Source organism: Curtobacterium sp. NPDC098951, from assembly GCF_044759965.1.
Classification (GTDB): domain Bacteria; phylum Actinomycetota; class Actinomycetes; order Actinomycetales; family Microbacteriaceae; genus Curtobacterium.
Genome location: NZ_JBIWAG010000003.1, coordinates 45,916 through 72,134, shown reverse-complemented (window position 1 = coordinate 72,134; position 26,219 = coordinate 45,916). Strand labels below are relative to the sequence as shown.

Sequence of the window (26,219 nt, the reverse complement as noted above, 5' to 3'; positions counted from 1 at the left end):
GTTGAGTCCCCTCGACTCAACTGCGACATGTTCTAGCACTCGAGCCTGGTGAGTGCCAAAAGAACGCTCGGAGTCCGCTCGGAGCAGCGGATCTGCGGCGGTCAGCCGAGCAGCGGTTCGAGCCGCGAGACCGCGCTCCGCAGCAGCCCGAGCGTCGCGCCGGGCGCCTCGATCCGGGCCGCGGGAGCCGACAGGGTCAGCGCCGCGACGAGCTGCCCGTCCTCCCCGAGCACCGGCAGCGCCAGACACCCGAACCCCGCCGCGAACGCGCCGGTCTGGTGGACGGGTCCGCGACCGCCCGTCGCGTGCAGCCGCCCCATCGCGCTGGCGTCGGGCGTCGCCCGCAGTGCCCGCTCGTCGAGGAGCGGGAAGTCCGGGTCGACGTCGAGGTCGCGGATCCCGGACGCGTCGTAGCGGGCGAGGTGGACGCCGGCCCGCACGGCCGACCGCACGTCGGCGAGCACCGCACGCACGGCGCGGGGGAGCGGCGGGGGCACGGCCGGTGCCGTCACCCCCGCGAGTTCGGCGACCTTGTGCCCGAGGGCGAAGCCGCGCAGGTCTGGCAGCCGCACGAGGTACTCGTCCTCGACGAGCAGGGTGATGAGCCGGTAGGTGGTCGCCCGCGGCATCCCGAGTACGTCGGAGAGCTGCTGCGCGGTGATGCCCGGCCCGGCGCGCGCGACGGCCTCGAGCACCGCGAGGGCGTTCTGGACCGCCTTCGGCTGTCGTGCGCGCAGACCGGGTTCGCTCATCGCACCCCCGTCCCGTGGCCGGGTCCGTCGGTGGGCCGGGAGGCGCGGAGCAGGTCCGCCACGACCGGCACGTCGTACACGGCGCGGCTCCGACCCCGCCGCCACGGCCGCCGACGGGTCACCACGAGGAACACCGCGACGACGGCGGCGACCGACCCGACGGCGAGGACGACCGCGGGCCAGTGCGGCGACGCGGCCTCGACCCCGAGGTAGGTGAGGAGGACGGCGGCGAGCAGCACCCCGGTGGCCGTCGCCACGATCGCGACGCCGGTGGTCAGCTCACCGATCCGCCGCAGGAACGCCGGCGCGGCGAAGCAGGTCAGGGCGTAGGCGGCGAGGTAGCCGAGCGCGGCCACCACGAGCTCGGCCTCCATCAGCGTCCAGGTCGGGATGCCGCTCGCCAGTCCGGCCACCGGCAGCGCCGTGAGGAGGCTGCACGCGAGGACGCCGGCCACGAACGGGGTGCGGAAGCGTGGGGACGCCCGGCCGAGCACGCGCGGCAGCACCCCCTCGCGGGCCATCGCGAACAGGACGCGCACGAGGGCGGTGGTGGACGCGATCGCGCAGGCGGCGAACGACGCGGCGATCCCGAGGTCGAGGGCCCAGCCGATCCACTGCAGTCCGGACGCGTTCGCGAGTTCGTTCACGGGCGAGGCGCTGTCGGCGAGGTCCGCGCCCATCGCCGCGAAGCCGAGCTGCTGCGCCGCCGCACTGGCGAGGTAGAGCACCCCGGCGACGAGGACCGTCCACGAGATCGCGCGCGGGATCGTGGCGAAGGGGCGCCGCGCCTCCACGCCGAGGACCGAGGCGCTCTCGAACCCGACGAACGCCGTGACCGCGAGGGCGGTGCCGACCGCGAACGGCGCGGGTGCCGTCGGGCCGAGCGCCATCGCCGAGGCGTCCACGGGGTGCAGTCGGGCGACCAGCGCCACGATGAGCACCACGATGACGGCGACGGACAGGGTCTCGACGAGCAGGGTCAGGCGGGTCGACACCCGGACGCCGAGCGCGATGACCGCGAACACGGCCGCGCCCATCGCCACGACCACGACGACGGTGACGCGGGCGCTGCCGCCGGCTGCCGGGACGAACCGGGACAGCAGGTAGTCGAGGTAGTAGCCGCTGCCGGTCAGCGAGAACATCGCGATGAAGCCGTACCCGAGGAGCAGCGCCGCCCCCGCGACGACCCCGGCGACCGGTCCGAGGCCGAGCGACACGTAGGTGTACAGCGAGCCCGTGCCGGCGACGCGTCGGACGAACTGGTTCACGGTGCGGCCGACGAGGAACGACAGGGCCATCGCGGCGAGCAGTGACCACGTGGCACCCTGCCCGGCGACGGTCGCGACGAGCACCGGGATCGTGGTGGCTGCGGCCGACGGCGCGACCGCGGACACCGACTGTGCGAGGACGTCGACCGGGCCGACGCTGCGCCGGGAGAGTCCGTCGACGGGGGACCGTGTGCCCACACCCGGCACCCGTGGCGGGTCGGCGATGGCACGGTCGAGCGCGGTCATGCGGCAACGGTACGACCGCGGCGTTGCCCCGGTGTGCCGACGGTGTTTCGCCCGCGTCTCACGCAAACGAGACACCGGCCGCGGGCGCGTCCCATTCGGGCGCGACCGGGTTTCACGCGGGCGGAACGAGGCCGCAACCGCGGCGCGGGACCGTGGTCCCACGCCACCCCGGCACACCCTCCCCACCCGAACCGGAAGGTCACGATGTCCAGCATCACGAAGGACCCCGCCTCACTCGGAGCCGTCCCCGCGCCGCAGCGGACGATGCGCGGCTCGCTCGGCGTCACCGCGATCGTGTTCATGGTCGTCGCGGCGGCCGCACCGCTCACCGTCGTCGGCGGAGCGGCGCCGCTCGGCATGCTCCTCGGCAACGGCGTGGGGTTCCCGTCGCTCTACGCCGTCTCCGCCGTGGTCCTGCTGCTGTTCTCGGTGGGCCTCGCCGCCATGACCCGGCACGTGCCGCGGCCCGGGGCGTTCTTCACCTTCGTCGGACACGGGCTCGGCCGGCCGGCGGGCGCGGGTGCCGCCACCCTGGCGCTCCTGACGTACACGACCATCCAGGTCAGCGTGCACGGCTACATCGGGTACCTGCTCGGCGTGACGGTGTCCGGTCTCGGCGGACCGGACATCCCGTGGTACGTCTGGTCGCTCGTCGTCGTGGCGCTCGTCGGGGTCCTCGGCTACCGGCACATCGACCTGTCGAGCAAGGTCCTCGGCGTGCTGCTCGTCGGCGAGGTCGGGATCGTGCTCGTCCTCGTCGCGGCGATCGTGTTCCGCGGCGGGGCCGACGGCCTGTCCCTCGCACCGTTCGAGCCGACGCAGATCGCGTCCGGGTCGCCCGGCGTCGGCCTGATGTTCGCGATCGCCGCGTTCATCGGGTTCGAGGCGACCGCGATCTTCCGCGACGAGGCGAAGGACCCGGAGCGGACCATCCCCCGTGCGACCTACACGGCCGTCATCGGCATCGGGGTGTTCTACACGCTCGCCTCCTGGGGGCTCGTGATGGCCTGGGGTCCGGACGGCGTCCTCGCCGAGGCCGCGAAGGACCCGGGCTCGCTCATCCTCACCACCGCGGCGCAGTACATCGGGACGGCGGGCGAGGCCGTGCTCAACGTGCTGCTGCTGACGAGCATGTTCGCCTGCGTCCTGTCGTTCCACAACGTCATCACCCGGTACCAGCACTCGATGGCGAACGCCTCGCTGCTCCCCGCGCGCCTCGGCGACGTGCACCACAAGCACGCCTCGCCGCACACCTCGAGCGTCGTGCAGACCGTGACCGCCGCCGTGCTCGTGGTCCTGTTCGCGGTGCTCGGGCTCGACCCGGTGCTGCAGGTGTTCAGCTGGTTCGCCGGCGTCGCCACCCTCGGGGTCGCGATCCTGATGGCCGCGACGAGCCTCGCCGTGATCGTCTACTTCCGCCGCACGCGGACCGACCGCCGTGTCTGGAACACGGTCGTCGCCCCGAGCCTCGGGTTCGTCGGGCTCGTCGCCTCCGCCGTCCTCATCTGGGTGAACTTCCCGACGCTCGTCGGCGACGTCGACGCCTCCGGGGCGAGCGTCTTCGGCGTCGTGAGCACCGTGCTCACCGGTCTCGTCGTGGTCGTCCCCGCCGTCGGCGTGGTGCAGGCGATCGTGCTGCGCCGCCGCAGTCGGAGCCGCTACGAGCAGATGCTCGACCGCCTCGCCACCGAGAGCTGACCCGCCGGACGCCCACCGCGCCTCCCGGCCGCACCCACCCGACCCACGCACGACGCACCACGCAAGGAGCACCACGCACATGACGATCACCGACCCGACCACCGTGACCACCGACGCAGCCACCACCGCGCACCCGCTCGGCAGCCTGACCCCCGACGAGTTCACCGCGGTCCGCGACCTCGTCACGGCGCAGCCGGACTGGACCGACACCACCCGCTTCGCGTACGTCGGCCTCGAGGAGCCGCCCAAGCACGAGGTCCTCGCATGGCAGGCCGGCGACGGCCCCCTGCCGGACCGCACGGCACGCGTGATGCTGCTCGACATGGCGACCGGTCGCTCCACGGACCGTGTCGTGTCGATCACCACCGGCGCGGTGCTGCGGACCGACGTCCTCGACGGCTCCCGCGGTCAGCTGCCGGTCCTCATCGAGGAGTTCGACGCCGTCGGTGAGATCGCGAACGCCGACGAGCGCTGGGTGGCCGCCCTGGCGAAGCGCGGCCTGTCCGCCGACGAGGTCAAGTGCGTCCCGCTGTCCGCCGGGTACTACGACTACCCGGAGGAGGTCGGCCGACGCATCCTGCGCGTCCTCGCCTTCAAGCAGGACCACCCCGCCGACCACGTGTGGGCGCACCCCGTCGACGGGCTGTCGGCCTACGTCGACGCCGCGAACCGCACGGTGACGCGGATCGTGGACGTGGCGGAGATGCCCGTGCCGACGACCTCCGGCAACTTCGACGACCCGGCGATGCAGGGCGAGCCGCTCGACCTCAAGCCGATCGTCATCACCCAGCCCGAGGGACCGTCGTTCCGCGTCGACGGCGAGTTCGTCGAGTGGGCGAACTGGCGGTTCCAGGTCGGCTTCGACGCCCGCGAGGGGCTCGTGCTCCGGCAGCTGTCGTGGCAGGACGGCGAGCGGCTGCGCCCGATCGTGTACCGGGCGTCGATCGACGAGATGCTCGTGCCGTACGGCGACCCGGCCCCGGTGCGGTTCTGGCAGAACTACTTCGACACCGGCGAGTACCTGTTCGGACGCTTCACGAACTCGCTCGAGCTCGGCTGCGACTGCGTCGGCGAGATCCGGTACTTCGACGCCGTGCTGGCCGACGAACTCGGGAACCCGCAGACCATCCGGAACGGCATCTGCATGCACGAGGAGGACTTCGGCACGCTCTGGAAGCACGGTGACATCTACACCGGCTCGCAGGAGGTCCGTCGTTCCCGTCGCCTGGTGATCTCGTTCTTCACGACCGTGGGCAACTACGACTACGGGTTCTACTGGTACCTGTACCTCGACGGCACGATCGAGTGCGAGGCGAAGCTCACCGGTGTGCTCTTCACGTCGTCCTACCCCGGACGCTCCGACGACGGCGCGGACTACCCGTACGCCTCCGAGGTCGCCCCCGGCCTCGGTGCCCCGTACCACCAGCACCTGTTCTCGGCGCGGCTCGACATGATGGTCGACGGGCTGTCGAACGCCGTGGACGAGGTCGACGCCGTCCGCGTGCCGGTCGGCCCCGGCAACGAGCACGGGAACGCCTTCACCAAGTCCGTGACCCGCATCGCGTCCGAAGCGACGTCCGGCCGGCTCGCCGACGCGTCGAAGGCCCGCACGTGGTTCATCTCGAACACCGAGGAGCGCAACCACCTCGACCGTCCCACCGGCTACGTGCTGTACCCGCAGGACGCCCCGGTGCTGCTCGCCGACGACTCGTCCTCGGTCGCGGCCCGTGCCGAGTTCGCCCGGAAGCACCTGTACGTCACGCAGTACGACCCGGCGGAGCGCTTCGCCGCGGGGGACTTCGTGCACCAGAACCCCGGCGGCGACGGAGTGGCCCGGTACGTCCAGGGCGACCGGTCGCTCGACGGCGAGGACATCGTGCTGTGGCACACCTTCGGTCCGACGCACTTCCCGCGACCCGAGGACTGGCCCGTGATGCCGGTCGACTACGCCAAGTTCACGCTGAAGCCGTACGGGTTCTTCCCGCGGAACCCGGCGCTGAACGTGCCGGCGGCGATCGGCGCGACGGCCGCGTCGCACTGCTCGCACCACGCGTCCGGCGGGGTCGAGGCCGCCCACGACGCGGCCACCAACGACCACGGGCACGGTCACTGACGTGACCGACGTGCTCGGGCTCGCCGCCATCGTGCCGGCGTCCGCCGGGGCCTGCTGCACGGTCGGGGCCTGGCGCCCCGGCCGTGCGGTCGACGTGCTCGCCGCGCTGGTGATGGTCGCGGCGATGCTCGACGGCGTCTTCGCACCACGGGTCCTGCCCGGCGTCGTCTGGTTCGTGGTGCTCGCGGCACTCGCCGTCGCGGTGGCGGCCGCGCACCGGTTCCAGACCGGTCCGGATGCGGCGGGGCCGCGGAGGGACGGGTCGGCCCCGGCGGGTCGCGACGCCTCGGCGCACGGCCGGTTCGGGCGACTGCACGCCGCGCTCGGCCTGCTCGCGATGGGTGCGCTCGGGGTCGGGGGGATGGGCGGCCCGGCCGCGTCCGGCGTCGGGATGTCCGGCATGCACGAGCACGCCGGTGTCGTCGGGGTCACCTGGCACCTCGTGCTGGCCGGCCTCGCGGTCGGTCACCTGGTCCTCACCGCCCGTGTGGTGCGGGACGGCGTGCGGCACCGCTCCCCGGTGCTCGGCCTGGTGGAGACGCTCGCGATGGGGGTCGCCGTCGCGGTGATGGCGGCGGCGATGCTCGGAACGACACCGATGTAGTTCGGTTCTTCTAACAATTCGGTGCGCTAACCGTACAGAAAACGAACAGTTCGTTGCCCTGATCGTTTACTCCGTGAAATAGTTCTGACGTCCACACGGGACAGCACGGATGACGAAGGGCGGTATCGCAATGCACAGCACGTACACCGGGATGCCGCGACAGACACGGCTCAGCGGGACGCACACGCGCGTCGGGCTGACCGACCCCGCCGTGATCGACGCGTACGTCCAGCGCCGCATCCAGGACCCGTCGCTGCTGTCCGGCCGCGCCGAGCCGTCCTACGCCGACTTCTTCTCGGTCCCGGCCGCCTAGACCGCGCCGTACCGGTCCGAACCAGATCCCCGACCCGAACCAGGCAGAGAGCACACCCGACCACATGCCGTTGACCGTCGTCCGCCGCGAGCACATGCACCTCTACGCCCGGGAACCCCGGACGCGTGCCGCGAAGGGTGCGCTCGAGGCCCTCCTCCGGTTGCAGCACGCTGAGGAGCAGCAGCTCGAGCAGGCGCGGTCCGAGAGTGGTCTCTCGAAGAACGAGTTCCTCGCCGTGCGGTACATGCTCCAGGCGCACCGGGACGGTCGGGCGATGAGTCCGAAGGACCTCGCCGTGATGCTCGCGGTGTCGAACGCCTCGGTGACGAAGATCGTCGACGGGCTCGTCGAGAAGGGCGACCTCGTGCGCGCCCCGCACCCCACCGACCGTCGCGCCCAGGTCCTCGAGCCGACGGACCAGGCGGCCGCGAAGATCGACGCGTCCTACGCGCGCTTCCACGAAGCCGTGGTCGGGGTCATGGACGACCTGTCGTCCGACGAGAACGACGTGCTCGCCCGGTGCCTCGCACGGATCACCGAGGCACTCGTCGGCGGAGCCCCCGCGCCGGTCGACGAGTACACGGTCGACGACGAAGCCGGCCACTGACGGACCGGATGGTCCCGCGCCCCGGCGATCCGCGCCTCCCGGAAAAAACCTTCCAGCGGTAAGTTGGGGGCATGACGCACCCCGACGACGACGCGGCCACGCCGCGACGCGGCTACCGCAAGGGAGCCGAGCGTCGGACCCAGATCCTCGACGAGACGATCCGGATGGTCGCCGACCAGGGCGTCGACGCGTCCTCGTTGCGATCCGTCGCCGAAGCGCTCGGGATCACCCACGCCGCGCTGCGCCACTACTTCCCGAGCCGCGACGAGCTGCTGCTCGCGGTCTACCGCGAGCACGAGGTCCGCGAGCAGGGCGCCCCCGACCGGATGAAGTCCGCGATCGGCGACATGCGCGAGAGCGCCTCGCGGAACCGTGCGGTGCCCGGGCTGGTGCAGCTCTACACGACGCTGGCGGCCGACGCCGTGCAGGAGGGCCACCCGGCCACCCGGGACTTCATGCGCGAGCGGTTCACCCGGTTGCGGGCCGAGCTCGCGGCGTTGATCGAGGCGGACCAGGCGTCCGGGCGGATCCGGGCGGACCTCGACCCCGTCGACCTCGCGTCACTCAGCATCGCGGCGTCGGACGGGCTGCAGGTGCAGTGGCTGCTCGACCCCGAGGCCGTGGACGGCGAGCGGGTGCTCCGGCTGCTCGAGCAGATCGTGCCGCCGGCCGGCTGAGGGGCGTCAGGCCGTCGGTGTGACGGGGGGTGCCTCGTCACGGAGGAGCGTCCCGAGCACCGTCGCGAGCGTCGCCCGGTCGTGCTCGCCGAGCGGCGCGAACAGGTCGTCCAGGACCGTGGCGGCGATGCGCTGGCCGTGCGCGAGGGTGGCGCGTCCCTCGTCGGTGAGCGAGTGCTCGATCCGCCGCCCCCGCCCCGCGGTCCGCGCGATGAGCCCGCGATCGACGAGCCGGTTCGCGAGCGTGCCGAACGCCTGGTCGCTCTGGAAGGTCGCGACGGCGAGGTCGTGCCCCGACGCGTGCGGCATCCGGTCGATCGCACGGAGGGCATCCCACTGGACGAGGGACACCCCGGCGTCGCGCAGGGCGCCGTCCATCGCGCGGTGGTTGCGGTACTGCGCGCGCTTGACCGCCTGTCCGAGCGCTTCCAGGTCCGTCGTCATGGTGCTACCGTATCAACATCCGTAGATAAACATGTTGAGATAGGTTGCGCAGATGTCCACTTCCTCCCCCGCTCCCCGGACCGCCCTCGTCCTGCACGGCGGCGGTGGCCCGCAGACGGTCGCCACGATCGCCCAGCACCTCGCACCGTCGTTCCACGTCCTCGCGCCGACCCACCCGGGCTGGGACGGCACCGACCGACCGGCCGAGATCGACTCGGTGGGGGCCCTCGCGACGTCCTACCTCGACGGACTCGTCGCCGAGGGGCTCCACGACGTGGTGCTCGTCGGCTCGTCCATCGGCGGGTGGCTCGCGCTCGAGATGGCGTTGCGCGCGGCTGCCGACCACCGCTATGCCGGCGTGGTCGGCGCGGTGGTCGACATCGACGGTGTCGGCGCCGTGGTCGAGGGTGAACCCATCGCGGACTTCTTCGCGCTCGATGCCCGCGGGCTCGCCGAGGTCGCGTGGCACGACCCCGAGCGTGGACACCGCGATCCGGCCACCATGACCGACGAGCAGCGTGCGGTGCAGCAGGCCAACGGGCTGACCATGGCAGCCGTCGCCGGACGGTCCATGAGCGACCCGACCCTGCTCGGGCGGCTCGGAGCGGTCGCCGTGCCGACCCTCGTGGTCTTCGGCGAGAGCGACCGTGTCGTCACCCCGGCGTACGGGCGCGCCGTCGCTGCCGCGATCCCGGGTGCGGAGTTCCGCGTGGTGCCGGCCGCCGGCCACCTGCCGCACCTCGAGAACCCGGACGCGACCTGGGCGGTCGTCGACCCGTTCCTCGGGTGACGGCGGTCAGCCGAGGCGCTCGCTGGCCGGTCGTCATCGTTGTCCGTCACCGTCGTTCGTCAGCCGGAGCCCGGTCGATCAGCCGTAGCCCTCGTCGGTCAGGCGCCAGCCCTGCGGGGTGTGGCGGAAGCAGAACTGCCACCCAGTCAGCACGCCCGGATCGGCACCGTTCATGTTCGTCTCGGTGATGTCGACCGGGATGCACTCTTCCGCCGACCGGCCCGTCTCCCTCGCGCTCAGTCGTGAGACCGCCCCGATGTGCCGGTAGCCGAGCAGGTCCGGGTGGTCGTCGAACCACGAGGACGGGGTCCGTCCGCCGCACCAGGCAGTGGGGTCCGAGCCGCCGTCGGAGAGGGCCTCGGTGAGGCCGCAGTCGTGTGCCGTCGCGGCCCGGAGGTAGACGCGGAGGACTTGCTCCGAGGACGCGCTCGCGGGCGGGAGTCGCCGGGCCACGTCCTGCGCGTGCGTCACCGACACCGCGGTCACCGTGACGGCGGCGACCAGTGCGACGGCGGCGATCCCACCGAGCACCACCCACCGTCTCCGCACGGCGCTCATCCTGGCAGCGGCGGGCGGCGCTGGTCGCCGGGCATCGCTGCGAGTGGGTGAGGGGGCGTTCAGCTGCGGTCTCCCTGTCCTCCCCCTTCGCGTGTGTCACGCGAAGGGGGAGGAGAAGCTGAGCATGCTTCTGTCCTAGCGTGGGCCAGGGGTGCGATCGGTGCGCCCACATCTGTCGTGGCGCACGCAGCGTCCGGAAGGGGACGCACATGCGCACGACCCGTGGTCATCGCTCTGTCGTCATCACGGCGGCGACGGTCGTCCTCGCAGTCATCGGCGCGCTCCTCCCGAGCGGCGCGCAGGCCGCTCCGGAGCCCGGCACCGAGGTGCTGCGCGGTGTGCGGTACGCCGCGTACGGTCACTCGTTCGGACAGGTGCAACCGGGTTCCGGCGCAGTGCCGAGCAGGATGTACCCGGCGATGGTCCGTGACGGCCTCGGCGCGGACCCGGCACTCTGGTCGAACCAGACGATCAGCGGGGCGTCGACGGCGCAGATCCTCGCCCGTGCGCGCTCGACCTGGAACCGCGGCGACTACGGGGTCGTCTCGTACCTCGGGAGCCAGAACGACGTCGGCCGGCACGTCCCCGAGACCACGTTCAGGGCAAACGTCCGAGGGTTCATCGACTGGGTTCGTGGCACCGGACCGTTCCCGCCCACGATCGTCATCGTGCTCGACACCCCGTCGACGTCGAAGGGCTACGCGCGGTACCCGTCACCACCGACCGACGCTGACGTCGCCCGGTACAACCGCTCCCTGCGGAGCGTCGTCTCGGAGTACCCGAAGGATGGATCGGTCATCATCGCCGATGCGTCCACCGGATGGGACAAAGCGACGATGCTCGGGCCGGACGGCCAGCACCCGAACGACGTCGGACAGGTGCACATCACCGCGGCGATCACCTCCGCCTTGCGCGGTGTGCGACTCCGTGAGGGTCAGAACGTCGTGACGCCGGCTCCGGCGGTGCGCTACGACTCGTTCAATCGGTCCGACCTCATCACCGGACTCGGCAAGGACCTGCACGGTCGGTCCTACTCGACCGTCGGCGGAGTGAAGTACGGCATCACTGGTGGCCGCGCCTACCGTGCCAGCAGCGGGAGCGTCCGCGAATCCGCGGCCACCGTCGACACCGGGAAGCGCATGGTGGACATCAGCCTCACGATGACGACGATCTCGTCGAAGGGCTCGGGGCCGGTGTGGCGACTGAGCAGTGCGAAGGACTACTTCGTGCTCGACGTCCACGGGTCCGGCAAGGGCAACGCGAAGGTCTACAAGCGCGTCAACGGTCGGTTCATCCAGATCGGCAAGGCACTGAATCGCGAGGTCAAGCCCGGCTCGACCGTGCGGGTCAGGGCCGACGGCGCGAAGATCAAGATCTACGTCGACGGCCCCGCCGTGTACTCCAGCGTGGACAGCTTCAACGGCTCCGCCACCAGGGGCGGCATCCGGATCACCGACACCCGCGCGCGACTCGACGACCTCGTCATCCGCTAGAGCTGGAGGCGTGTCGGTTCGAGCGCGGAACTTTCTACCCCCTCTCGTGGGGGAGCAGTGGTGAGGGATGCTCCGTAGCGTGCTGTGTGGTTGCACAGTGCCGTCATGGGGGCGGCTCCGCTGGCTGCGACCTGTTGAGGGGTTCTGCGCGTGTTCGCGACGTCGCCGTTGTCTGTTCGTTCTCGTTGGGTCGTGCTGGCCGTCGTCACCTTGGTGGCGCTGCTGGGGTCGTTGTTGGCGGTGGTCTCGCCACCCGCTCCCGCGGAGGCCGCGGTGACGGGCACAGGTGGGCAGTTCGTGCCGCTGCCGACGAACGCCAGGATCTTCGATGGCGCAACACCTGCCGGTTCGTCGACGACGGTGCCGGTCGCCGGGGTGAAGGGCATCCCCGCTGACGGTGTCGGCGCGATCAGTGTGCTGGCGACCGTGGCGGACGCGAACGGTACCGGGCAACTGAAGGGCCGTGCTGAGTCGAGCGACGGGCCGACGCTGCTGATGATCTACGGCAGTGGCGTGGCGGGGAACACCTCGAACACGTCGCTGCTCGCGGTCGGGGACGACGGATCGATCCGGATCGACACGTCGACGGCGCAGTCGCGGGTGATCCTGGACGTCACGGGCTACTACACGTCCACGGCGAACGGGGTCGGTGCCGGTGGGTTCGTCCCACTGTCGGGGACCCGGATCGCGAACACCGCGGGCGGCACGAACGTGCGGCAGGGGGCGCTGTCGGGTGGGGACAGCATCACGTTCCAGGTCACCGGCAAGGGTGGCGTTCCGACGAACGCGGCCGCGGTCGCGGTCAGTGTCGTGGTGCAGAACACCGGTGGCGGCGCTGGCTGGGTGCGCCCATCGCCGTCGGACGGTCCGAAGAGCACGGGGTCGTTGAACTACCCGTCGACGAAGCTGACCACCGCGATGAGTGCGCAGGTCGCCGTCGGTTCCGACGGCAAGATCACGATCGACAACGCCCCCGACGGTGGGACCGTGCAGATCCAGGTCGACGTGCAGGGGTACTTCGTCCCCAGCAACCCTGGTGGCGGGTTCACGCCCGGTACGGGCCGCATCGTCGACACGCGCACGTCGTCGAGCGTCGGCGCGAACGCTTCGGTCGCGGTGCAGGTCGCGGGTGTTGCTGGCATCGGGACGATCGAGGGTGGCCTGTCTGCGGTGGCGGTGACCGTCACGGCGATCCACTCAGGCACGACCGGTGGGTACGCGAAGGCGTGGGCTGACGGTTCCTCGGAGCCGACGGGCGCGGTCATCGGATACGCGCCGACGTCATCGATCCGGACCACGACGGCGATCCTGCCCGTGGGATCGAACGGGAAGGTGCGGATCCAGAACAACTCCTCCGGGACCACCGACTTCGTCCTCGACCTGCAGGGCACCTACAACTGGCTGCCGGGCGGGCCGGTGTCGACGAACGTGACCGGGCAGCGGACCTCGGCGACGACGTTGCCGTTCCCGATCTCGGACCAGACCAACGCCAGCGTCGACGTCGGCACGGGCAACCTGCTCGTCACCACCAGCGCGTTGACACTGCCGGGCGTGACGCAGAGCACGACGATCGGCGCCGCGTACAACTCGCGGTCGACGACGACCGCGAACAGCAACACGATGGAAGCGAACCGGTGGCAGTACGCCCTCGCCGGTGCGGGAGACCTGTCGGCGAACGCTGCGGGTGTGGTCTACACGGACGCGGTCGGGACGGCGTGGCAGTTCAAGCCCACCGGTACGGCTGGTGCGTTCACGTCCCCGCCCGGCCTGCAGATGACGTTGGCGCGGGTCGCGAACGCGACGACGCGGGAGTACACGCTGACGTCGTGGACGACGAACCAGGTCATCCACTTCAGCCTCGGCGGCCAGCCCACGAGTGTCAACGACCGCAACGGCAACCAGGTCAGCTTCAACCCCGCGGCGGACAAGTTCTCTCTCGGCACCCTGGTCTCCACCGCGGGCACAGATGGTGCGAAGACGGCGAACGTGTCCTACGCGAACGGGACGACGACGTTCACGCAGACCTCCGGCTCGAGCTCGCGGCGTATGTCGTGGGTGAAGAACGCCGCGGGCGACATCACGACGTACACGGACGCGACCGGCGCGAAGACGACGTTCGGGTACACCAGCGGGGACCTCACCTCGATCACCGCGCCCACCGGCGGGGTGACCTCGTTCACGTACGACTCCACCAAGCGGGTCACGAAGGTCTCGCAGGCCAACACCACAGCCGGGTCCCCGGGGACCGCGGTCACCCGCTTCGCGTACACGGACGGTGACACCACGCAGGTCGCCGACCCCCGCTCGAACCAGAGCCAGCCCGTCGCGACGGCGGACCACACCACGTACACGCTCAACGCAGGGGACCTCGTCACGAAGGCGATCGACGCGGCTGGTCGTGAGCGGTCGAAGACCTACAACTCGGCGAACAACGGCACGGCCACATCGACCGTCGGGAAGGCTGACGGGTCGGGTGAGCTGCCGGCATCGACATCGTCGAACGAATACGGCAAGAACCAGAGCCAGTCGCTCACACAGAGCTCGAGCAGCTCCGGTTCGAAGTCGAACGCCGCGTACGACGCTTCCGGTTCGTCGGCGAAGTACCTGCCGTCCTCCACCACGGACTCCTCCAGCAACACCACCTCGTTCACCTACGACGGTCCTGGCAACCAGACCTCCACCGGCACCGGTTCCGGTCCGGAGGCTGCGACCGCGAAGCTCGAGTACAACAAGAAGGACGTCGACCCGTATGCGTGGGGTGCAGTGAAGTCCGCCACGGCTCCGGGGAACACCGTCAAGACGACGTACAACTACGACAAGAACAACCAGCTGCTAACCATCGACGCGCCGGCGAACACGGTCGGGCAGCAGAAGTACGCCTACGACGCGTTCGGCCGCGTCTCCTCCCACACGGACGGTGGCGGCGGCGTCACCTCGTACACGTACGACAACGACGACCGGCTCCTCACGACCACGTTCGCTGACAGTGCGCTGACGGTAACGAACACGTACGACGGCAACGGCAACCAGCTCACTCAGCAGTCCGCGACCGGGACGATCACGAACACGTTCGACCAGCGCAACCGGCTCGTCTCCACGGTCAACACCGCCGGCGGCGGAACCGTGTCGTACGGGTACGACCTTGCCGGGAACACGGTCCGCGTCACCGACCAGCACGGGGACGTCACGCACAACTACGACCCGTCGAACGTGCTCACCGCGACCACGTACCCGACCGATGCCGGGAAGGCGAAGCAGATCTACCTCACCGACGACCACGGCCGCCGCACCGACACCTGGCTCGGCACCTCCAGCACCGCAACGCCCGGCGTCAAGCCGGCGTCGTGGCAGGGACACCAGCACATCGACTACGACTCCTCCGGCAAGGTCACCCGTGTCCGCGCCTGGGCCGGCGACAACGACGCCACCCCGGTCGTGAACACCCTCTACTGCTACATCGCCGGCTCTGCGACCAGCGGCGACTGCGCAGCGGACAAGGCCAACGACCGTGACAAGCTGCAGTGGTCCCGCAACGACCTCCCCGGCAGCGGGCAGAAGACCACGTCGTACACGTACGACTCGAACAGCCGCCTCACCAAGGCCGCGCAAGCCGGCGGTGCGACGAACACGACGTGGTCGTACACGTACGACGCGGCGGGCAATCGGCTTACCGCGAAGCAGACCGGGGACACCACGAGCTCGCAGACGTTGACGTACAACGCGGTCGGGCAGATCACCTCGGCCGGGTACGCGTACGACGGGGTCGGGAACCTGACCGCGGCACCGGGTGCGACGTTCACGTATAACGATGCGCAGCAGCTGACGGCGTCGACGGAGAACGGCGTCACTACCCGGTACGAGTACGCCGGCGCTGACATGAACAAGCTCCTCAAGCAGTCCACAGACGGCGGAGCGGAGTACGACTACACGTATGGCACCGCCGACCAGCACGGCGTCCCCGTGATCACCAGCCGCGCCATCGCCGGCACGGGCACCGCGTCGGTGATCAGCGACCCGACGACCGGACAGCCGATGGACCTGCAAACCACCGACAGTGTCACGAGCATGTGGGTTATTGACGGGATCGGAAACCCCGCGGCCGCGATCGCCGACACCGGCAACACTGCCTACACCGTGTCCTACGACCCCTACGGCGCAGAAACCGTCAACGGCAGCTCGAGCGCGCAATGGCAGCAGAACCCGTACGGCTTCAAAGCCGGGCTCCGCTCGTCCAGCACCGACAACGGACTCACCAAGTTCGGGTATCGCTGGCAGACCAGTGCGACGGGCGGGTGGATCGAACGCGACACCCTCGACGCCCCCCTCAGCCCCACCAACGCCAACAGGTACGCGTACGCCGCCGACGACCCAATCAACAGCTCCGACCCGCTTGGCCGGGCAACGTTCGGGGTGGGCTTCGAGGGATGCTACTGGATCTGCGGAGGGGTCTCCTACAACTGGGACACCGAAGGGCACAGCGGCCTTGGCTTCTCCGTTGGCGCGGGTAACCCTGGCTTCTCAGTTAGCGGCACCGGTTCAACGAGCAATTTTGGGAACGGTTTTGGAGTCGAAGGCAAATGCTCGTCCGGGCTGGCATCGGTCGGGATCTCTAGCGACGGTGGATTCGGCGTCGGTGCCGGAAGCTCTTTCTCGAGTCCGCACTGTAGCGTGTCAGGCACCGCCAGCTGGCAGCTGACTTGACGCGAAAGGAAGCAACATGCCACAGATGATCGTTCACTACAACGCAGTTATGAACCCGGGTGGAGGGATGCCCTTCGGCGTCTGGATCGTCATCGTGATAGCGCTGGTTGCAGTGGGTGGTGCTATCGCGATCTCCCGTGGTCGCCGCAAATGAACATCAGCTCCACTAAAGACTGGGTAGCCGCATGAAAACTTTGCTCATAGTGATGTTCGCCGTGGGTGCAGTGCCGTTCGCAGTCGGTGTCATCTACTGCGGACTCAACTTCCGACCGGGTCGGGAGTTCCCACCGCGAAAGTGGCCGATTGTCGTCATGGTCATAGGATTCTTGCTCGCCGCCGCTGCGGTCCTCACTGGGATCGCAACGAGCGGGGCTGGCATTGCATAGCAGTCGGAGTGCGACCGCGGCCGTTGGCAAGTGTTCGGCCGCGAAGCTTGGACGACCGGCTCCTGACGACGACGTTCGCTGACAGTGCGCTGACGGTGACGAACACGTACGACGGCAACGGCAACCAGCTGACTCAGCAGTCCGCGACCGGGACGATCACGAACATATTCCACCAGCGCAACCGGCTCGTCTCCACGGTCGACACCGCCGGCGGCGGAGCCGTGTCGTACGGGTACGACCTTGCCGGGAACACGGTCCGCGTCACCGACCAGCACGGGGACGTGACGCACAGCTATTACCCGTCCAACAGCCGCCTCACGAAGGCCGCGCAAGCCGGCGGTGCGACGAACACGACGTGGGCGTACACGTACGACGCGGCGGGGAACCGGCTCACGGCGAAGCAGACCGGCGACGCCACGAGTTCGCAGACGTTGACGTACAACGCGGTCGGGCAGATCACCTCGGCTGGGTACGTATACGACGGGGTCGGGAACCTGACGGCAGCACCGGGTGAGACGTTCACGTACAACGACGCGCAGCAGCTGACGGCGTCGACGGAGAACGGTGTCACTACCCGGTACGAGTACGCCGGCGCTGACATGAACAAGCTCCTCAAGCAGTCCACGGACGGGGGAGCGGAGTACGACTACACGTATGGCACTGCTGACCAGCACGGCGTCCCCGTGGTCACCAGCCGCACCGTCGCTGGCACGGGCACGGCGTCGGTGATCAGCGATCCGACGACGGGTCAGCCGATGGATCTGCAGACCACCGACGGCGTGACGAGCATGTGGGTCATCGACGGGATCGGCAACCCTGCCGCAGCGATCGCTGACACCGGGAACACCGCGTACACCGTTTCCTACGACCCCTACGGCGCCGAAACGATTCAGGGCGGCTCGAGCGCGCAGTGGCTGCAGAACCCGTTCGGGTTCAAGGCTGGCCTCCGCTCGTCCAGCACCGACAACGGGCTCACGAAGTTCGGGTATCGCTGGCAGACCAGTGCGACGGGCGGGTGGATCGAACGCGACTCCCTTGACGCACCCCTCGACCCACAGAACGCGAACCGCTACGCGTTCGCCGGCGGTGATCCTGTCAACAACTCCGATCCCACGGGTCGCACGAGTCGTGCGGGCAAGACCGCGAACGCGTACCTTGGCTATGCGATTGGGGCTGTAGTGGGCGGAGCCATCGGCGGTACTTGTGTCGCTGCCGTGGTCGGTTTGACGGCCGGTATCGGCACCCTCGGCGCGGCTCTCTGCGGTTTCGCTGGAGCGGCTGCAGCGACCTATCTCACGCAGGACTTCGAAGGGCCGTTCAATTGAACCGGGTGTGGTCTGTCCTCTTCATCCTGGCTGGGCTGGTGCTGGTTATCGTCGGCCTCGTCGTTGGAGCGTCCAGCGGATTCACACCACCGGGTGCCGCCTGTGCAATCTTCGGATTCGTGTTCCTCGTGTTAGGAGTGTCAACCGCACTCCGCAGCCGCGGAGGAGGAGCACCCCCAGCCTGACCAAGCGGAGCGCTTTCCGTCAGCCCGCGCGACGAGAGACGTGGAGAGAGCTACTCGACGGTGCCCAGAAGGTCCAGCTCGTCAAGGCGCACTCAAGCGCGGTCTGACAACTGAGGCTGTCTCCACAGTGGTTGGTTTTGCGACAACTGCCACCTGCGAGGGAATCGTCGGTACCACGGCAACCCCCGTCGGGGCAGCGCTGGCGGCAGGCGTATGTGCCGGTATCGGCGAAGTCGTTTCGACGGCAGTGACGGGAGGATCCTCGTGATCATAAAGGAAGGTAAGGAAAAGCGTGGTGCTGTCATTGCTACCCTTTTCGTGGTGATTGGGCTGGTTCTGCTGTTGACCCCGATCCGGGATTCCACAACACGTCATGGTATTCCGGTCTGGATTATTGGAACTATTGCAGTCGTTACCGGCTTGGTATTTCTGGGTGGGGTGTTCCAGAACCTGCTGCGGCGTAGGCGGAGATGATGCCTGCGGCTCAATGTGGACTGGTGTGTAGTTCGGTCGGCGAAGCGGGCCAGTGATCCGACCAGTCCGGACGGGGCGGAGTACGACAGCACGTATGGGGGCCGCCGATCAGCACGGCGTCCCTATCCCGGCGTCGTGCCCGTCCCGCTACCGATCCCGGCCGGATTGGTCGGGCCTCCCGGGACAGCGTGCTCCTCCCGGACCCGAAGGTCGAGGCGGTCGCCCCCGTGTTCCGCGAGTGGCCAACCGACACACCCGAGCCGCCCCGAGCCTCCTGGCCTCCAGCTGCTTGCTCGTACGCGTCGGGATCCCGCTCCGCCTGCCACAATCGCTCCTGAGCCAGCTGACGATCGGAGGTGCCATGAACGGCAGGCGAGACGAGTCGACGCATCGGGAGCTCGAGGTCGACGGCGAGACGTTCACGTTGACGGTGCGCGGTACCGAGTACCAGTTCACCTGGCTGACCGGGCCGAACCCCGGCTACGGCTTCGGCGGAACCCTGGCCGGGACCGGAACGGCAGAGGAGCGCTCGGCGAAACTCGCCGAGTTCATGACGGACGAGGTAGCGACGGCCGACATCCGCAGCTTCCTCGCCGAGATCGACCCGGCCACCGGGTACCTGCGGGACTAGCGGACATCCTCGCGTGTGCTGGTCCGCCCGCGAACGGCTCGCGAGCGTCGGGCGCCACGGCGGTTCAGCCGACGGTGTTCGCTAGAGCTGGTGCTATCAGCTCGGATCGCATCTCCGACACCGTCGCCTGCCAGAGCGCTGCGCCGACCGTGACCACCGCCAAGACATCGTCGACCATCCCGGTGCGGATCCGCGTGCCCCGTGACCGTGCGACAGCTCGGACGGCGGCACGGAGTTCGCCGATAGGCGTCGACGCGTCGGTGCGCAGAACGCCCTGCCCGCGCTCGTCCGCACGGTCGACGAGTTCCGCGGCCACGCGTTCGACGTCCATGCCGACATGATGCTCCTGCCGGGTGTGTGCGATCCACGGCCGGGCGTACCATGCGTACCGGAGCCGAGCCGCGCCTCCTGGCCCGTCGAACGCAAGACGGCCGGCCCCTGTCGGAGCCGGCCGTCTGCAGAGCGGGAACCTACGCGGTGAGCACCGCGGCCGACGGATCGAAGTCCTCCGGCAGCGGGGGAACACGGTCCACCGTCGACGTGATGTCGACCGCGGAACCCGACTCGGCCGCGTCGCGGATGCCGAGCAGCACGTCGAGGACGTGCAGCGCGACCGCACCCGAGGCGCGCTCGGGCCGGTCCTCGGCGATGGCGCGGGCGAGTTCGACGACGCCGGTGCCCCGGCCCCAGGTGGAACCGACGGCCTCGAGGGTCTCGGGCTCCTCCTGGCCGTAGCGCCAGAGCTGGGAGGCGCCCTCGAACGTGTTCGGGTCCGGGAGCGAGATCGTGCCGAGCGTGCCGTTGATCTCGACGAAGCCCATGCGCGGCAGCGCGTGCTGGAACGAGAACGTCGACTGGGCGGACTGCCCGCCGGCGAACTCGATGAGCGCGGCGTGGTGCGTGGGGACCTCGACCGGGAACGTCTCGCCGGCGCGGGGACCGGACGCGATCGTGCGGCGCTCGAGCGACTTCGAGGACACGGCCTGCACGCGGCTGGCGGTGCCGAACGCGTGCACGAGGGTCGTCACGTAGTACGGGCCCATGTCGAACAGGGGGCCGGCGCCCTTCGCGAAGAGGAAGTCCGGGTTCGGGTGCCACGCCTCGGGACCGGGGACGTGGAACAGCGTCGTCGCGGAGAGCGGCTCGCCGATGTCACCGCGGGCGATGGCACGCAGGGCCGTCTGGATACCGGCACCGAGCACGGTGTCCGGCGCGGTCGCGACGCGCAGCCCCTTGGCCTTCGCGGACGCGAGGACCGCGGCGGCCGACTCGTGGTCGGTCGCGATCGGCTTCTCGCTCCACACGTGCTTGCCGGCGTCGATGATCTGCTGGTCGACCTCGGCGTGGGCCGCCGGGATCGTCAGGTTGATCACGATGCTGATGTCGTCGCGGGCGAGGAGCTCCTCGACCGAACCGGACGCGGCGACGCCGTACTCCGCTGCCTGGGCCGCAGCACGGTCGAGCAGCACGTCGGCGACGAACCGGACCTCGACGTCGGCGAACTTGGTCAGGTTCTCCAGGTACTGCGAGGAGATGTTGCCGGCACCGATGATGCCGATCCCGACACGGGTCACTTGTCGTTGTCCTTCAGCCAGGCGAGGGACTCCGTGATGCCCTCGAAGACGTCGCCCGAGTACGCGTCGAACTCGACCACGCGGATGGCCTGCGGCGCGGCGGCGAGGATGCCCGCCACGTCGACGTCGCCCTGACCGGCGGGGGTCTGGTTCTCGAAGGCGCGCTGCAGCGCCTCGGGGACCACGAGTGCGCTCTCGGACGAGGGCAGCGCGGTGAGGATGTCACCGTCGACCTTGCCGTCCTTGACGTGGATCGCGACGACGCGGTCGCCGAGCGACTTGAGGACGGCGGGGGCGTCGGCGCCACCGACGGTTGCCCAGAACGTGTCGACCTCGAGCACCGTCTCCGGGCTGATCTGGGACACGAACAGGTCGTAGACCGTGCGGCCGTCGACCTTGTTCGTGAACTCCCACTGGTGGTTGTGGTAGCCGAACTGCAGGCCACGGGTGGCGGCCTCGGCGGTGAGGACGTTGACGCGCTCGGCGATCTTCGCGACGTCGTCGGCGGTCTGCCAACGGTCGGTCGGGATGAACGGGTCGATGACGGTCTGGATGCCGAGGCGCTCGGCGGCGTCCCAGATCGGCGTCGTGTCGTCGGCGTCGATCACGGCGACGTGACCGGACGGGGCCTTGAGGCCGGTGGCGGCGAAGGCCCGCTCGAGGTCGGCGGCACGCTCGACGAACGCGTAGGGCTCGACGTTCTCGTACCCGATCTCGGCGACACGGGCGATCGCCTTGTCGAGGTCTTCCGCGATGGCGTCGCGCAGCGAGTACAGCTGCACAGAGGTGGTGGGCATTGCGTGAGGCTCCTTCGGTCCTGACTGGGTGTCGCGACGTCCAGGTGTCGCAGCACCGGGGGTCGCAGTCCGTCGAGGAGCGATGCTCCACGGCGAGATCGAGGACGACGCTACCCCAAAAACCACCCGGTGTGTAGTTTTGCCGCGCTCCGTGCCGTGCGTCTTGCCATGAACGACACCTGTCGATGTATGCTCAGCCAGTCAAAACCGTGCGAAAGATGGTTTTGACGGCACAGCATCGACTCAAGGAGGCGTCATGAGCACACCCGAACCCGGCAGCCCGGCACTGCTGCACCCCGAAGAGGGCATCACGCAGCCGGTCAGCACGATGCGGGTGGGCATCGGCTACCAGGTCGCGCTGTTCCTCGGACAGTTCGGCCTCTTCGTCGCGCTCATGGCGCCGGTCTACGTCAGCATGCAGCTCAAGGCGCAGGCCCTGGTCGGGGACGACGCCGCGAACGTGATCGGTTCCGTCCTGCCGATCGGGGCGTTCGGCGCGCTCATCATGAACCCCCTCGCCGGCGCGCTCTCGGACCGCACCCGCACCCGCTGGGGCCGTCGTCGTCCGTGGCTCATGAGCGGGGTCGTGGTCTTCGCGATCGCCCTGGCCTGGATCGCCTACGCACCCGACGTCCTCAACCTGACGCTCGCGTGGCTGCTCGCCCAGCTCGCCGCCAACGCGACCCTCGCCACCCTGCTGGCGAGCTTCGCCGACAACGTCCCGCAGCTCCAGCGCGGCCGGTCGTCGAGCATCATCGCGCTCGCGCAGAACCTCGCCGTCCTCGCCGGCACCTACCTGTCGGTGTTCTTCGTCGCGAACCTGCCCGTGCTGTTCATCGCGCCCGGCATCCTCGCGATCATCCTCGTCGCCGTCTACGCGGTCGTCGCGCGGGACGAGCTGCCGACGTACACGCTGAAGAAGTTCACCTTCCTCAACCTCATCTCGTCGTTCTGGACGAACCCGATCAAGAACCCGGACTTCGCGTTCGCGTGGTGGTCGCGCTTCCTGATCATCCTCGCCACGTTCATGTTCACGACGTACCGACTGCTCTACATGCAGGAGCACATCGGCATCGAGCAGGCCAAGGACGCCACCGAGGCCGTCGCGTTCGGCGTGCTGCTCTACACGATCGCGCTCCTGGTCAGCGCGGCGCTCTCGGGGTGGGCGTCCGACAAGCTGGGTCGACGCAAGGTGTTCGTCGGCGGCTCGACGGCGCTCTTCGCGGTTGGCCTCGTCGTCCTCGCGCACGCCGAGACCGTGAACGGCTTCTACGTCGCCGAGGTGATCATGGGCTTCGCCTACGGCATCTACTCGGCGATCGACACCGCGCTCGTCGTCGACGTGCTCCCGAACGCGGACCGTCCCGGCAAGGACCTCGGCGTCATCAACATCGCGAACGCCCTGCCCCAGTCGCTCGCGCCGGCGATCTCGCTCTTCTTCCTGTCGATCGGCAGCTCGCACGCCGACAACTACGTCCTGATGTGCTGGGCCGCGGGTGTCGTCGCACTCCTCGGTGCCCTTGTGGTGATCCCCATCAAGCGGGTTCGATAGCCGGCCTGGAGGCGCGGTGCGGGCCCGCCCCGCGCCTCCAGTCCGTCCACTGGTCGCGCTGGGTAGCGTGGACGGATGCTCGACGCCGACTCGCTGACCTGGGACCCGCCGGCCGGACGCATCACCGGCGTGGCGGACGGGAGCGTCGTCCGGGCGCTCGGCATCCCCTACGCGCACGCCGAGCGCTTCGCGCTGCCCGAGCCCGTCGCGGTGTTCGACGAGCCGTTCCGGGCGACCACCCCGTCGCCGGTGGCACCGCAGCCGCAGGCCACCTTCGTCGACCAGCTGCTCCACCCGGTCGAGGGCCTCGTCGCCGACGAGCACTGCCAACGGCTGTCGATCACGGTGCCGGCCGACGTCCGGCCGGGCGAGCGGCTGCCCGTCATCGTCTGGATCCACGGCGGCTCGTACGTCATCGGCGGCGGTGACCTGCCGATCTACGACGCGCGCGACCTCGTCACCGAGCAGCGCGTCGTGTTCGTCTCGGTGACGTTCCGGCTCGGCGTGCTCGGGTTCCTCGGCGACGGGGTGAGCGTGCCGGCGAACCTCGGGCTCCTCGACATCATCGAGGCACTGCGGTGGGTGCAGCGGAACATCGCGGCGTTCGGCGGCGATCCCGACCTCGTCACGGTCGCGGGCCAGTCCGCCGGGGGCGACGCCGCGGCGCACCTCGTGATCAGCGACGGCGCAGCCGGGCTGTTCCGCCGGGTCATCGTCCAGAGCGCACCGCTCGGGCTGTCGCGGGGGCGGGCGCGCATGAACCGCGCGATGACCAGGGCCGTCGGCGCCGTGCACCCGGACACCCCGCTCGACGAGGTGCTCGACCGGCAGGCGCTCGGCACCCGCGCCGCCGCGCCGTTCGGGCTGCCCGGTGGCATGCCCTTCGGCACGCAGTACGGGTTCGCGCCGCTCCCCGCCGAGCGGGACACCGGACGCGCCTGGAGCGATGCGGCCCCGTCGGTCGACGTCCTGATCGGTTCGGGAGCGGACGAGACGGCGATGTACGTGCCGCTCGTCCCCGGGCTGCGGTCGCTCGCCCGGGTGCGCGCCGTGCGGCCGCTGCTGCGCTGGTTGCTCGTGCGCCCGCTGTCCGAGGTCATCTACGGGCGGGACGTCCGTCGGTTCGCCGCACGTCACCGTGCGGCCGGTGGTCGGGTGACCTCGTACCGGCTGCACCGCGGCGTCACCGTGCAGCCGACCGGGGCCGTGCACATGAGCGACCTGCCGCTCCTGCTCGGCGGCCGCGAGGCCTGGGCCGGGTCGCGGTTCGTGCCGGAGCGGGACTGGCCCGAGGTCGAGCGGCGCGGGCGGGCCTTCCGTGCGATCTGGGCCGAGTTCGCGCGAACCGGTCGGGTGACCGCGGCGGACGACGAGACCCTGTCGTTCGACCGGGGCTGATCCGCGCCGGGGGCTGGCCCCGTGGTGCGGCCGTCCGGTGCAGCCGGGCGTCCGGCGCCACCCCTGAACTGGCGGCTCGCGGGGCGACGACGCGCCCCGGAGAATCGACGGCATGCCCGAGTCCGACGCCGACCTGCGCGCCCGCATCGTCACGGGCGCGATCGCGGCCTACCGCGACGCGGACTTCCACGCCGTCGGACCCGCCGAGGTCGCCGCACGCGCCGAGGTCCCGGAGGCCGAGGTCCGACGCGTCTACCCGCTGTGGGAGCTCCTCGTCGTGGCGGTCATGGACCGGTGGAACAACGGCAGCCGCCGTGCGCTCTGGGTCGTGGCCGAGCGGTCCGGTGCGGTCGCGTACCTCCGCGCGCGACTCGAGGTCGGACGGGACGACCCCGCGCTCGTCCGGCTCCGGACCGCGCTGCTGAGCGCTGCCTCGAGCCCCGACCACCCCGCCGCCGGATGGTTCCGGGGCCAGTACACGCGCTCGTTCGAGGACGTCACCCTCGCCCTCGCGCGGGACGTCGTCGCCGGACGGGAGCCGCGCGGCACCTCGCCCCGGCACGCCGCGGAACAGCTCGTCGCCCTCTACGAGGGCCTGCAGCTGCAGTCGCTCCTGCGGGACGACGTCGACCCGCTCGGCGGTTTCGACCGTGCGGTCGCTCGGATGCGAATCGGCTGGGCAGCTGCCACCGCGAGCGTCTGAGCGGTCGCGCCGACCGGGTGCGGTGCCGGACCGGTCCGCCGGGCGCGGCGCGGCTCGGCACCACCGACGCGCGCACCTGGCATGGTCGGCTGATGGAGTACACGGACTACGACACACGGCTCGCCGCCTACGGCGTGGTCACCGACGGTGACCGGGTGCTCCTCGCGAAGCTGCGGATCCCCGAGGCGGGCACGTGGACCCTGCCGGGTGGCGGTGTCGAGTTCGACGAGAGCGTCGAGCAGGCCGTCGTGCGGGAGATCCGCGAGGAGACCGGCTACGAGGCCGCCGTCGGCGAACTGCTCGGGGTGCGCCACCACGTCGTCCCCGCCGAGCGCCGCATCCACGCGAACGGCCGGGCGATGAAGGCCGTGCAGGTCGTGTTCCGCGCGTCGATCACCGGCGGGACGCTCCGTTCCGAGCAGGACGGCTCGACCGACGAGGCCGCCTGGATCCCGATCGCGGACCTGCCGCACCGACGACACGGACTCGTCGTGCCGATCGCCCTGGGCTGGGCCGGCCTCCTGCACCGCTGATCCCCACCGAAGGGGCGGAGCGCTACTGCTCGAGGACGCTCAACACGTTGCCCGAGGGGTCGGTGAACCACGCGATGAGCGGACCGCCCTTCCGGTTCACGCCCTTCTCGTCCGTCATGCCCTCGTACTGCAGGAACGTCACCCCCTTCGCCCGGAGCTCGTCCACGGCGTCGTCGACCGACGGCACCGGGAAGTTCAGCACCGTGAACGACGCCGGCTCGTGCGCGGGACCCTTGGGGTAGACGAGCACACCGTGACCGTCGCCGAGCTGCAGGAAGAGCATGCCGTGGTCCTCGGTGACCTCGACCCCCAGGACGTCCTCGTAGAACGCCTTCGCCTCCGGCACGTCTCGCACCGAGAACCCGCTGAACGCCTTCGTCGCATCGACCATGCGGCA

At 70.0% G+C, this 26,219-nt stretch carries 25 protein-coding genes; 17 read left to right on the top strand and 8 right to left on the bottom strand.

Features of this window, described 5'->3' with window-relative positions; genetic code table 11:
* Positions 1 to 101: 101 nt before the first annotated feature.
* Complete coding sequence (locus ACIQUC_RS09240) at positions 102 to 752, bottom strand: helix-turn-helix domain-containing protein (RefSeq protein WP_402265893.1); 651 nt, start codon at positions 750 to 752, stop codon at positions 102 to 104.
* A complete protein-coding gene (locus ACIQUC_RS09235; protein ID WP_402265890.1) occupies positions 749 to 2,266 on the bottom strand; it encodes an APC family permease in 1,518 nt (505 codons plus the stop codon). The genes ACIQUC_RS09240 and ACIQUC_RS09235 overlap by 4 nt, the downstream gene beginning before the upstream one ends.
* Positions 2,267 to 2,470: 204 nt before the next feature.
* On the opposite strand from ACIQUC_RS09235, the gene ACIQUC_RS09230 reads away from it, so the two are divergent.
* The 6 genes from ACIQUC_RS09230 to ACIQUC_RS09205 all read left to right on the top strand — a co-directional run bounded on the left by ACIQUC_RS09230 (position 2,471) and on the right by ACIQUC_RS09205 (position 8,278).
* A complete protein-coding gene (locus tag ACIQUC_RS09230) occupies positions 2,471 to 3,964 on the top strand; it encodes an APC family permease (RefSeq protein ID WP_402265887.1) in 1,494 nt (497 codons plus the stop codon).
* A gap of 79 nt (positions 3,965 to 4,043) precedes the next feature.
* Positions 4,044 to 6,077 carry a primary-amine oxidase gene (locus ACIQUC_RS09225; RefSeq protein ID WP_402265885.1) on the top strand — a complete coding sequence of 678 codons (2,034 nt, stop codon included), beginning with the start codon at positions 4,044 to 4,046 and terminating at the stop codon, positions 6,075 to 6,077.
* 1 nt (position 6,078) lies between these two features.
* The gene (locus tag ACIQUC_RS09220; RefSeq protein WP_402265882.1) at positions 6,079 to 6,681 is read left to right on the top strand and encodes a hypothetical protein; all 603 of its coding nucleotides are present in this window, start codon (positions 6,079 to 6,081) and stop codon (positions 6,679 to 6,681) included.
* A 130-nt stretch (positions 6,682 to 6,811) separates the two neighbouring features.
* Positions 6,812 to 6,994 (top strand): hypothetical protein, encoded by a 183-nt coding sequence (locus tag ACIQUC_RS09215; RefSeq protein WP_022906860.1) that lies wholly within the window; start codon positions 6,812 to 6,814, stop codon positions 6,992 to 6,994.
* A 64-nt stretch (positions 6,995 to 7,058) separates the two neighbouring features.
* The gene (locus ACIQUC_RS09210) at positions 7,059 to 7,601 is read left to right on the top strand and encodes a MarR family winged helix-turn-helix transcriptional regulator (protein ID WP_402265879.1); all 543 of its coding nucleotides are present in this window, start codon (positions 7,059 to 7,061) and stop codon (positions 7,599 to 7,601) included.
* Between the two features lie 71 nt (positions 7,602 to 7,672).
* Positions 7,673 to 8,278, top strand: coding sequence for a TetR/AcrR family transcriptional regulator (locus ACIQUC_RS09205; RefSeq protein ID WP_022906862.1), 606 nt, complete (start codon positions 7,673 to 7,675; stop codon positions 8,276 to 8,278).
* A gap of 6 nt (positions 8,279 to 8,284) precedes the next feature.
* On the opposite strand, the gene ACIQUC_RS09200 is transcribed toward ACIQUC_RS09205, so the two are convergent.
* A complete protein-coding gene (locus ACIQUC_RS09200) occupies positions 8,285 to 8,722 on the bottom strand; it encodes a MarR family winged helix-turn-helix transcriptional regulator (RefSeq protein ID WP_402265875.1) in 438 nt (145 codons plus the stop codon).
* Between the two features lie 52 nt (positions 8,723 to 8,774).
* Here ACIQUC_RS09200 and ACIQUC_RS09195 point away from each other — a divergent pair, with 52 nt between their 5' ends.
* Complete coding sequence (locus tag ACIQUC_RS09195) at positions 8,775 to 9,512, top strand: alpha/beta fold hydrolase (RefSeq protein WP_402265872.1); 738 nt, start codon at positions 8,775 to 8,777, stop codon at positions 9,510 to 9,512.
* Positions 9,513 to 9,590: 78 nt separating this feature from the next.
* Here ACIQUC_RS09195 and ACIQUC_RS09190 read toward each other — a convergent pair whose 3' ends face one another.
* Positions 9,591 to 10,061: a hypothetical protein gene (locus ACIQUC_RS09190; protein WP_402265870.1), complete on the bottom strand. Its 471-nt coding sequence runs from the start codon at positions 10,059 to 10,061 to the stop codon at positions 9,591 to 9,593.
* Between the two features lie 218 nt (positions 10,062 to 10,279).
* Here ACIQUC_RS09190 and ACIQUC_RS09185 point away from each other — a divergent pair, with 218 nt between their 5' ends.
* From ACIQUC_RS09185 to ACIQUC_RS09160, 6 genes are all read left to right on the top strand, one after another.
* On the top strand, positions 10,280 to 11,563 hold the full coding sequence (locus ACIQUC_RS09185; RefSeq protein WP_402265867.1) for an SGNH/GDSL hydrolase family protein: 1,284 nt from the start codon (positions 10,280 to 10,282) through the stop codon (positions 11,561 to 11,563).
* Between the two features lie 273 nt (positions 11,564 to 11,836).
* A complete protein-coding gene (locus ACIQUC_RS09180; RefSeq protein WP_402265864.1) occupies positions 11,837 to 16,264 on the top strand; it encodes a beta strand repeat-containing protein in 4,428 nt (1,475 codons plus the stop codon).
* 16 nt (positions 16,265 to 16,280) lie between these two features.
* The gene (locus ACIQUC_RS09175) at positions 16,281 to 16,418 is read left to right on the top strand and encodes a hypothetical protein (protein WP_402265861.1); all 138 of its coding nucleotides are present in this window, start codon (positions 16,281 to 16,283) and stop codon (positions 16,416 to 16,418) included.
* Between the two features lie 240 nt (positions 16,419 to 16,658).
* The gene (locus tag ACIQUC_RS09170) at positions 16,659 to 17,975 is read left to right on the top strand and encodes an RHS repeat-associated core domain-containing protein (protein ID WP_402265858.1); all 1,317 of its coding nucleotides are present in this window, start codon (positions 16,659 to 16,661) and stop codon (positions 17,973 to 17,975) included.
* 449 nt (positions 17,976 to 18,424) lie between these two features.
* Positions 18,425 to 18,634, top strand: a complete 210-nt coding sequence (locus tag ACIQUC_RS09165) for a hypothetical protein (RefSeq protein WP_402265856.1) — start codon at positions 18,425 to 18,427, stop codon at positions 18,632 to 18,634.
* Positions 18,635 to 18,995: 361 nt separating this feature from the next.
* Positions 18,996 to 19,265 (top strand): hypothetical protein, encoded by a 270-nt coding sequence (locus tag ACIQUC_RS09160; RefSeq protein WP_402265853.1) that lies wholly within the window; start codon positions 18,996 to 18,998, stop codon positions 19,263 to 19,265.
* 64 nt (positions 19,266 to 19,329) lie between these two features.
* On the opposite strand, the gene ACIQUC_RS09155 is transcribed toward ACIQUC_RS09160, so the two are convergent.
* The 3 genes from ACIQUC_RS09155 to ACIQUC_RS09145 all read right to left on the bottom strand — a co-directional run bounded on the left by ACIQUC_RS09155 (position 19,330) and on the right by ACIQUC_RS09145 (position 21,636).
* The gene (locus ACIQUC_RS09155; protein WP_402265850.1) at positions 19,330 to 19,596 is read right to left on the bottom strand and encodes a hypothetical protein; all 267 of its coding nucleotides are present in this window, start codon (positions 19,594 to 19,596) and stop codon (positions 19,330 to 19,332) included.
* A 139-nt stretch (positions 19,597 to 19,735) separates the two neighbouring features.
* The gene (locus ACIQUC_RS09150) at positions 19,736 to 20,839 is read right to left on the bottom strand and encodes a Gfo/Idh/MocA family protein (RefSeq protein WP_022906870.1); all 1,104 of its coding nucleotides are present in this window, start codon (positions 20,837 to 20,839) and stop codon (positions 19,736 to 19,738) included.
* A complete protein-coding gene (locus ACIQUC_RS09145) occupies positions 20,836 to 21,636 on the bottom strand; it encodes a sugar phosphate isomerase/epimerase (protein ID WP_031262134.1) in 801 nt (266 codons plus the stop codon). Before ACIQUC_RS09145 ends, ACIQUC_RS09150 begins: the two co-directional genes overlap by 4 nt.
* Positions 21,637 to 21,892: 256 nt before the next feature.
* Here ACIQUC_RS09145 and ACIQUC_RS09140 point away from each other — a divergent pair, with 256 nt between their 5' ends.
* The 4 genes from ACIQUC_RS09140 (at position 21,893) to ACIQUC_RS09125 (ending at position 25,822) form a co-directional block, all read left to right on the top strand.
* Entirely contained in the window at positions 21,893 to 23,188 is a 1,296-nt protein-coding gene (locus tag ACIQUC_RS09140) for an MFS transporter (RefSeq protein ID WP_402265846.1), read from the top strand.
* Positions 23,189 to 23,263: 75 nt separating this feature from the next.
* Positions 23,264 to 24,586 (top strand): carboxylesterase family protein, encoded by a 1,323-nt coding sequence (locus ACIQUC_RS09135; RefSeq protein WP_402265843.1) that lies wholly within the window; start codon positions 23,264 to 23,266, stop codon positions 24,584 to 24,586.
* A gap of 112 nt (positions 24,587 to 24,698) precedes the next feature.
* Positions 24,699 to 25,289, top strand: coding sequence for a TetR/AcrR family transcriptional regulator (locus ACIQUC_RS09130; protein WP_402265841.1), 591 nt, complete (start codon positions 24,699 to 24,701; stop codon positions 25,287 to 25,289).
* Between the two features lie 92 nt (positions 25,290 to 25,381).
* The gene (locus ACIQUC_RS09125; protein WP_022906875.1) at positions 25,382 to 25,822 is read left to right on the top strand and encodes an NUDIX hydrolase; all 441 of its coding nucleotides are present in this window, start codon (positions 25,382 to 25,384) and stop codon (positions 25,820 to 25,822) included.
* A gap of 22 nt (positions 25,823 to 25,844) precedes the next feature.
* Here ACIQUC_RS09125 and ACIQUC_RS09120 read toward each other — a convergent pair whose 3' ends face one another.
* Entirely contained in the window at positions 25,845 to 26,213 is a 369-nt protein-coding gene (locus ACIQUC_RS09120) for a VOC family protein (protein WP_022906876.1), read from the bottom strand.
* Positions 26,214 to 26,219: the final 6 nt, after the last annotated feature.

What these genes read in the sequence shown, in the direction of transcription:
- ACIQUC_RS09215 (WP_022906860.1), top strand. Translation starts at nt 6,812, where the DNA reads ATGCACAGCACGTACACCGGGATGCCGCGACAGACACGGCTCAGCGGG.
- ACIQUC_RS09175 (WP_402265861.1), top strand. Translation starts at nt 16,281, where the DNA reads ATGCCACAGATGATCGTTCACTACAACGCAGTTATGAACCCGGGTGGA.
- ACIQUC_RS09200 (WP_402265875.1), bottom strand. Translation starts at nt 8,722, where the DNA reads ATGACGACGGACCTGGAAGCGCTCGGACAGGCGGTCAAGCGCGCGCAG.
- ACIQUC_RS09210 (WP_402265879.1), top strand. Translation starts at nt 7,059, where the DNA reads ATGCCGTTGACCGTCGTCCGCCGCGAGCACATGCACCTCTACGCCCGG.
- ACIQUC_RS09195 (WP_402265872.1), top strand. Translation starts at nt 8,775, where the DNA reads ATGTCCACTTCCTCCCCCGCTCCCCGGACCGCCCTCGTCCTGCACGGC.
- ACIQUC_RS09145 (WP_031262134.1), bottom strand. Translation starts at nt 21,636, where the DNA reads ATGCCCACCACCTCTGTGCAGCTGTACTCGCTGCGCGACGCCATCGCG.
- ACIQUC_RS09155 (WP_402265850.1), bottom strand. Translation starts at nt 19,596, where the DNA reads ATGGACGTCGAACGCGTGGCCGCGGAACTCGTCGACCGTGCGGACGAG.
- ACIQUC_RS09205 (WP_022906862.1), top strand. Translation starts at nt 7,673, where the DNA reads ATGACGCACCCCGACGACGACGCGGCCACGCCGCGACGCGGCTACCGC.
- ACIQUC_RS09230 (WP_402265887.1), top strand. Translation starts at nt 2,471, where the DNA reads ATGTCCAGCATCACGAAGGACCCCGCCTCACTCGGAGCCGTCCCCGCG.
- ACIQUC_RS09185 (WP_402265867.1), top strand. Translation starts at nt 10,280, where the DNA reads ATGCGCACGACCCGTGGTCATCGCTCTGTCGTCATCACGGCGGCGACG.
- ACIQUC_RS09235 (WP_402265890.1), bottom strand. Translation starts at nt 2,266, where the DNA reads ATGACCGCGCTCGACCGTGCCATCGCCGACCCGCCACGGGTGCCGGGT.
- ACIQUC_RS09140 (WP_402265846.1), top strand. Translation starts at nt 21,893, where the DNA reads ATGAGCACACCCGAACCCGGCAGCCCGGCACTGCTGCACCCCGAAGAG.
- ACIQUC_RS09125 (WP_022906875.1), top strand. Translation starts at nt 25,382, where the DNA reads ATGGAGTACACGGACTACGACACACGGCTCGCCGCCTACGGCGTGGTC.
- ACIQUC_RS09120 (WP_022906876.1), bottom strand. Translation starts at nt 26,213, where the DNA reads ATGGTCGATGCGACGAAGGCGTTCAGCGGGTTCTCGGTGCGAGACGTG.
- ACIQUC_RS09225 (WP_402265885.1), top strand. Translation starts at nt 4,044, where the DNA reads ATGACGATCACCGACCCGACCACCGTGACCACCGACGCAGCCACCACC.
- ACIQUC_RS09135 (WP_402265843.1), top strand. Translation starts at nt 23,264, where the DNA reads ATGCTCGACGCCGACTCGCTGACCTGGGACCCGCCGGCCGGACGCATC.
- ACIQUC_RS09130 (WP_402265841.1), top strand. Translation starts at nt 24,699, where the DNA reads ATGCCCGAGTCCGACGCCGACCTGCGCGCCCGCATCGTCACGGGCGCG.
- ACIQUC_RS09240 (WP_402265893.1), bottom strand. Translation starts at nt 752, where the DNA reads ATGAGCGAACCCGGTCTGCGCGCACGACAGCCGAAGGCGGTCCAGAAC.
- ACIQUC_RS09160 (WP_402265853.1), top strand. Translation starts at nt 18,996, where the DNA reads ATGAACGGCAGGCGAGACGAGTCGACGCATCGGGAGCTCGAGGTCGAC.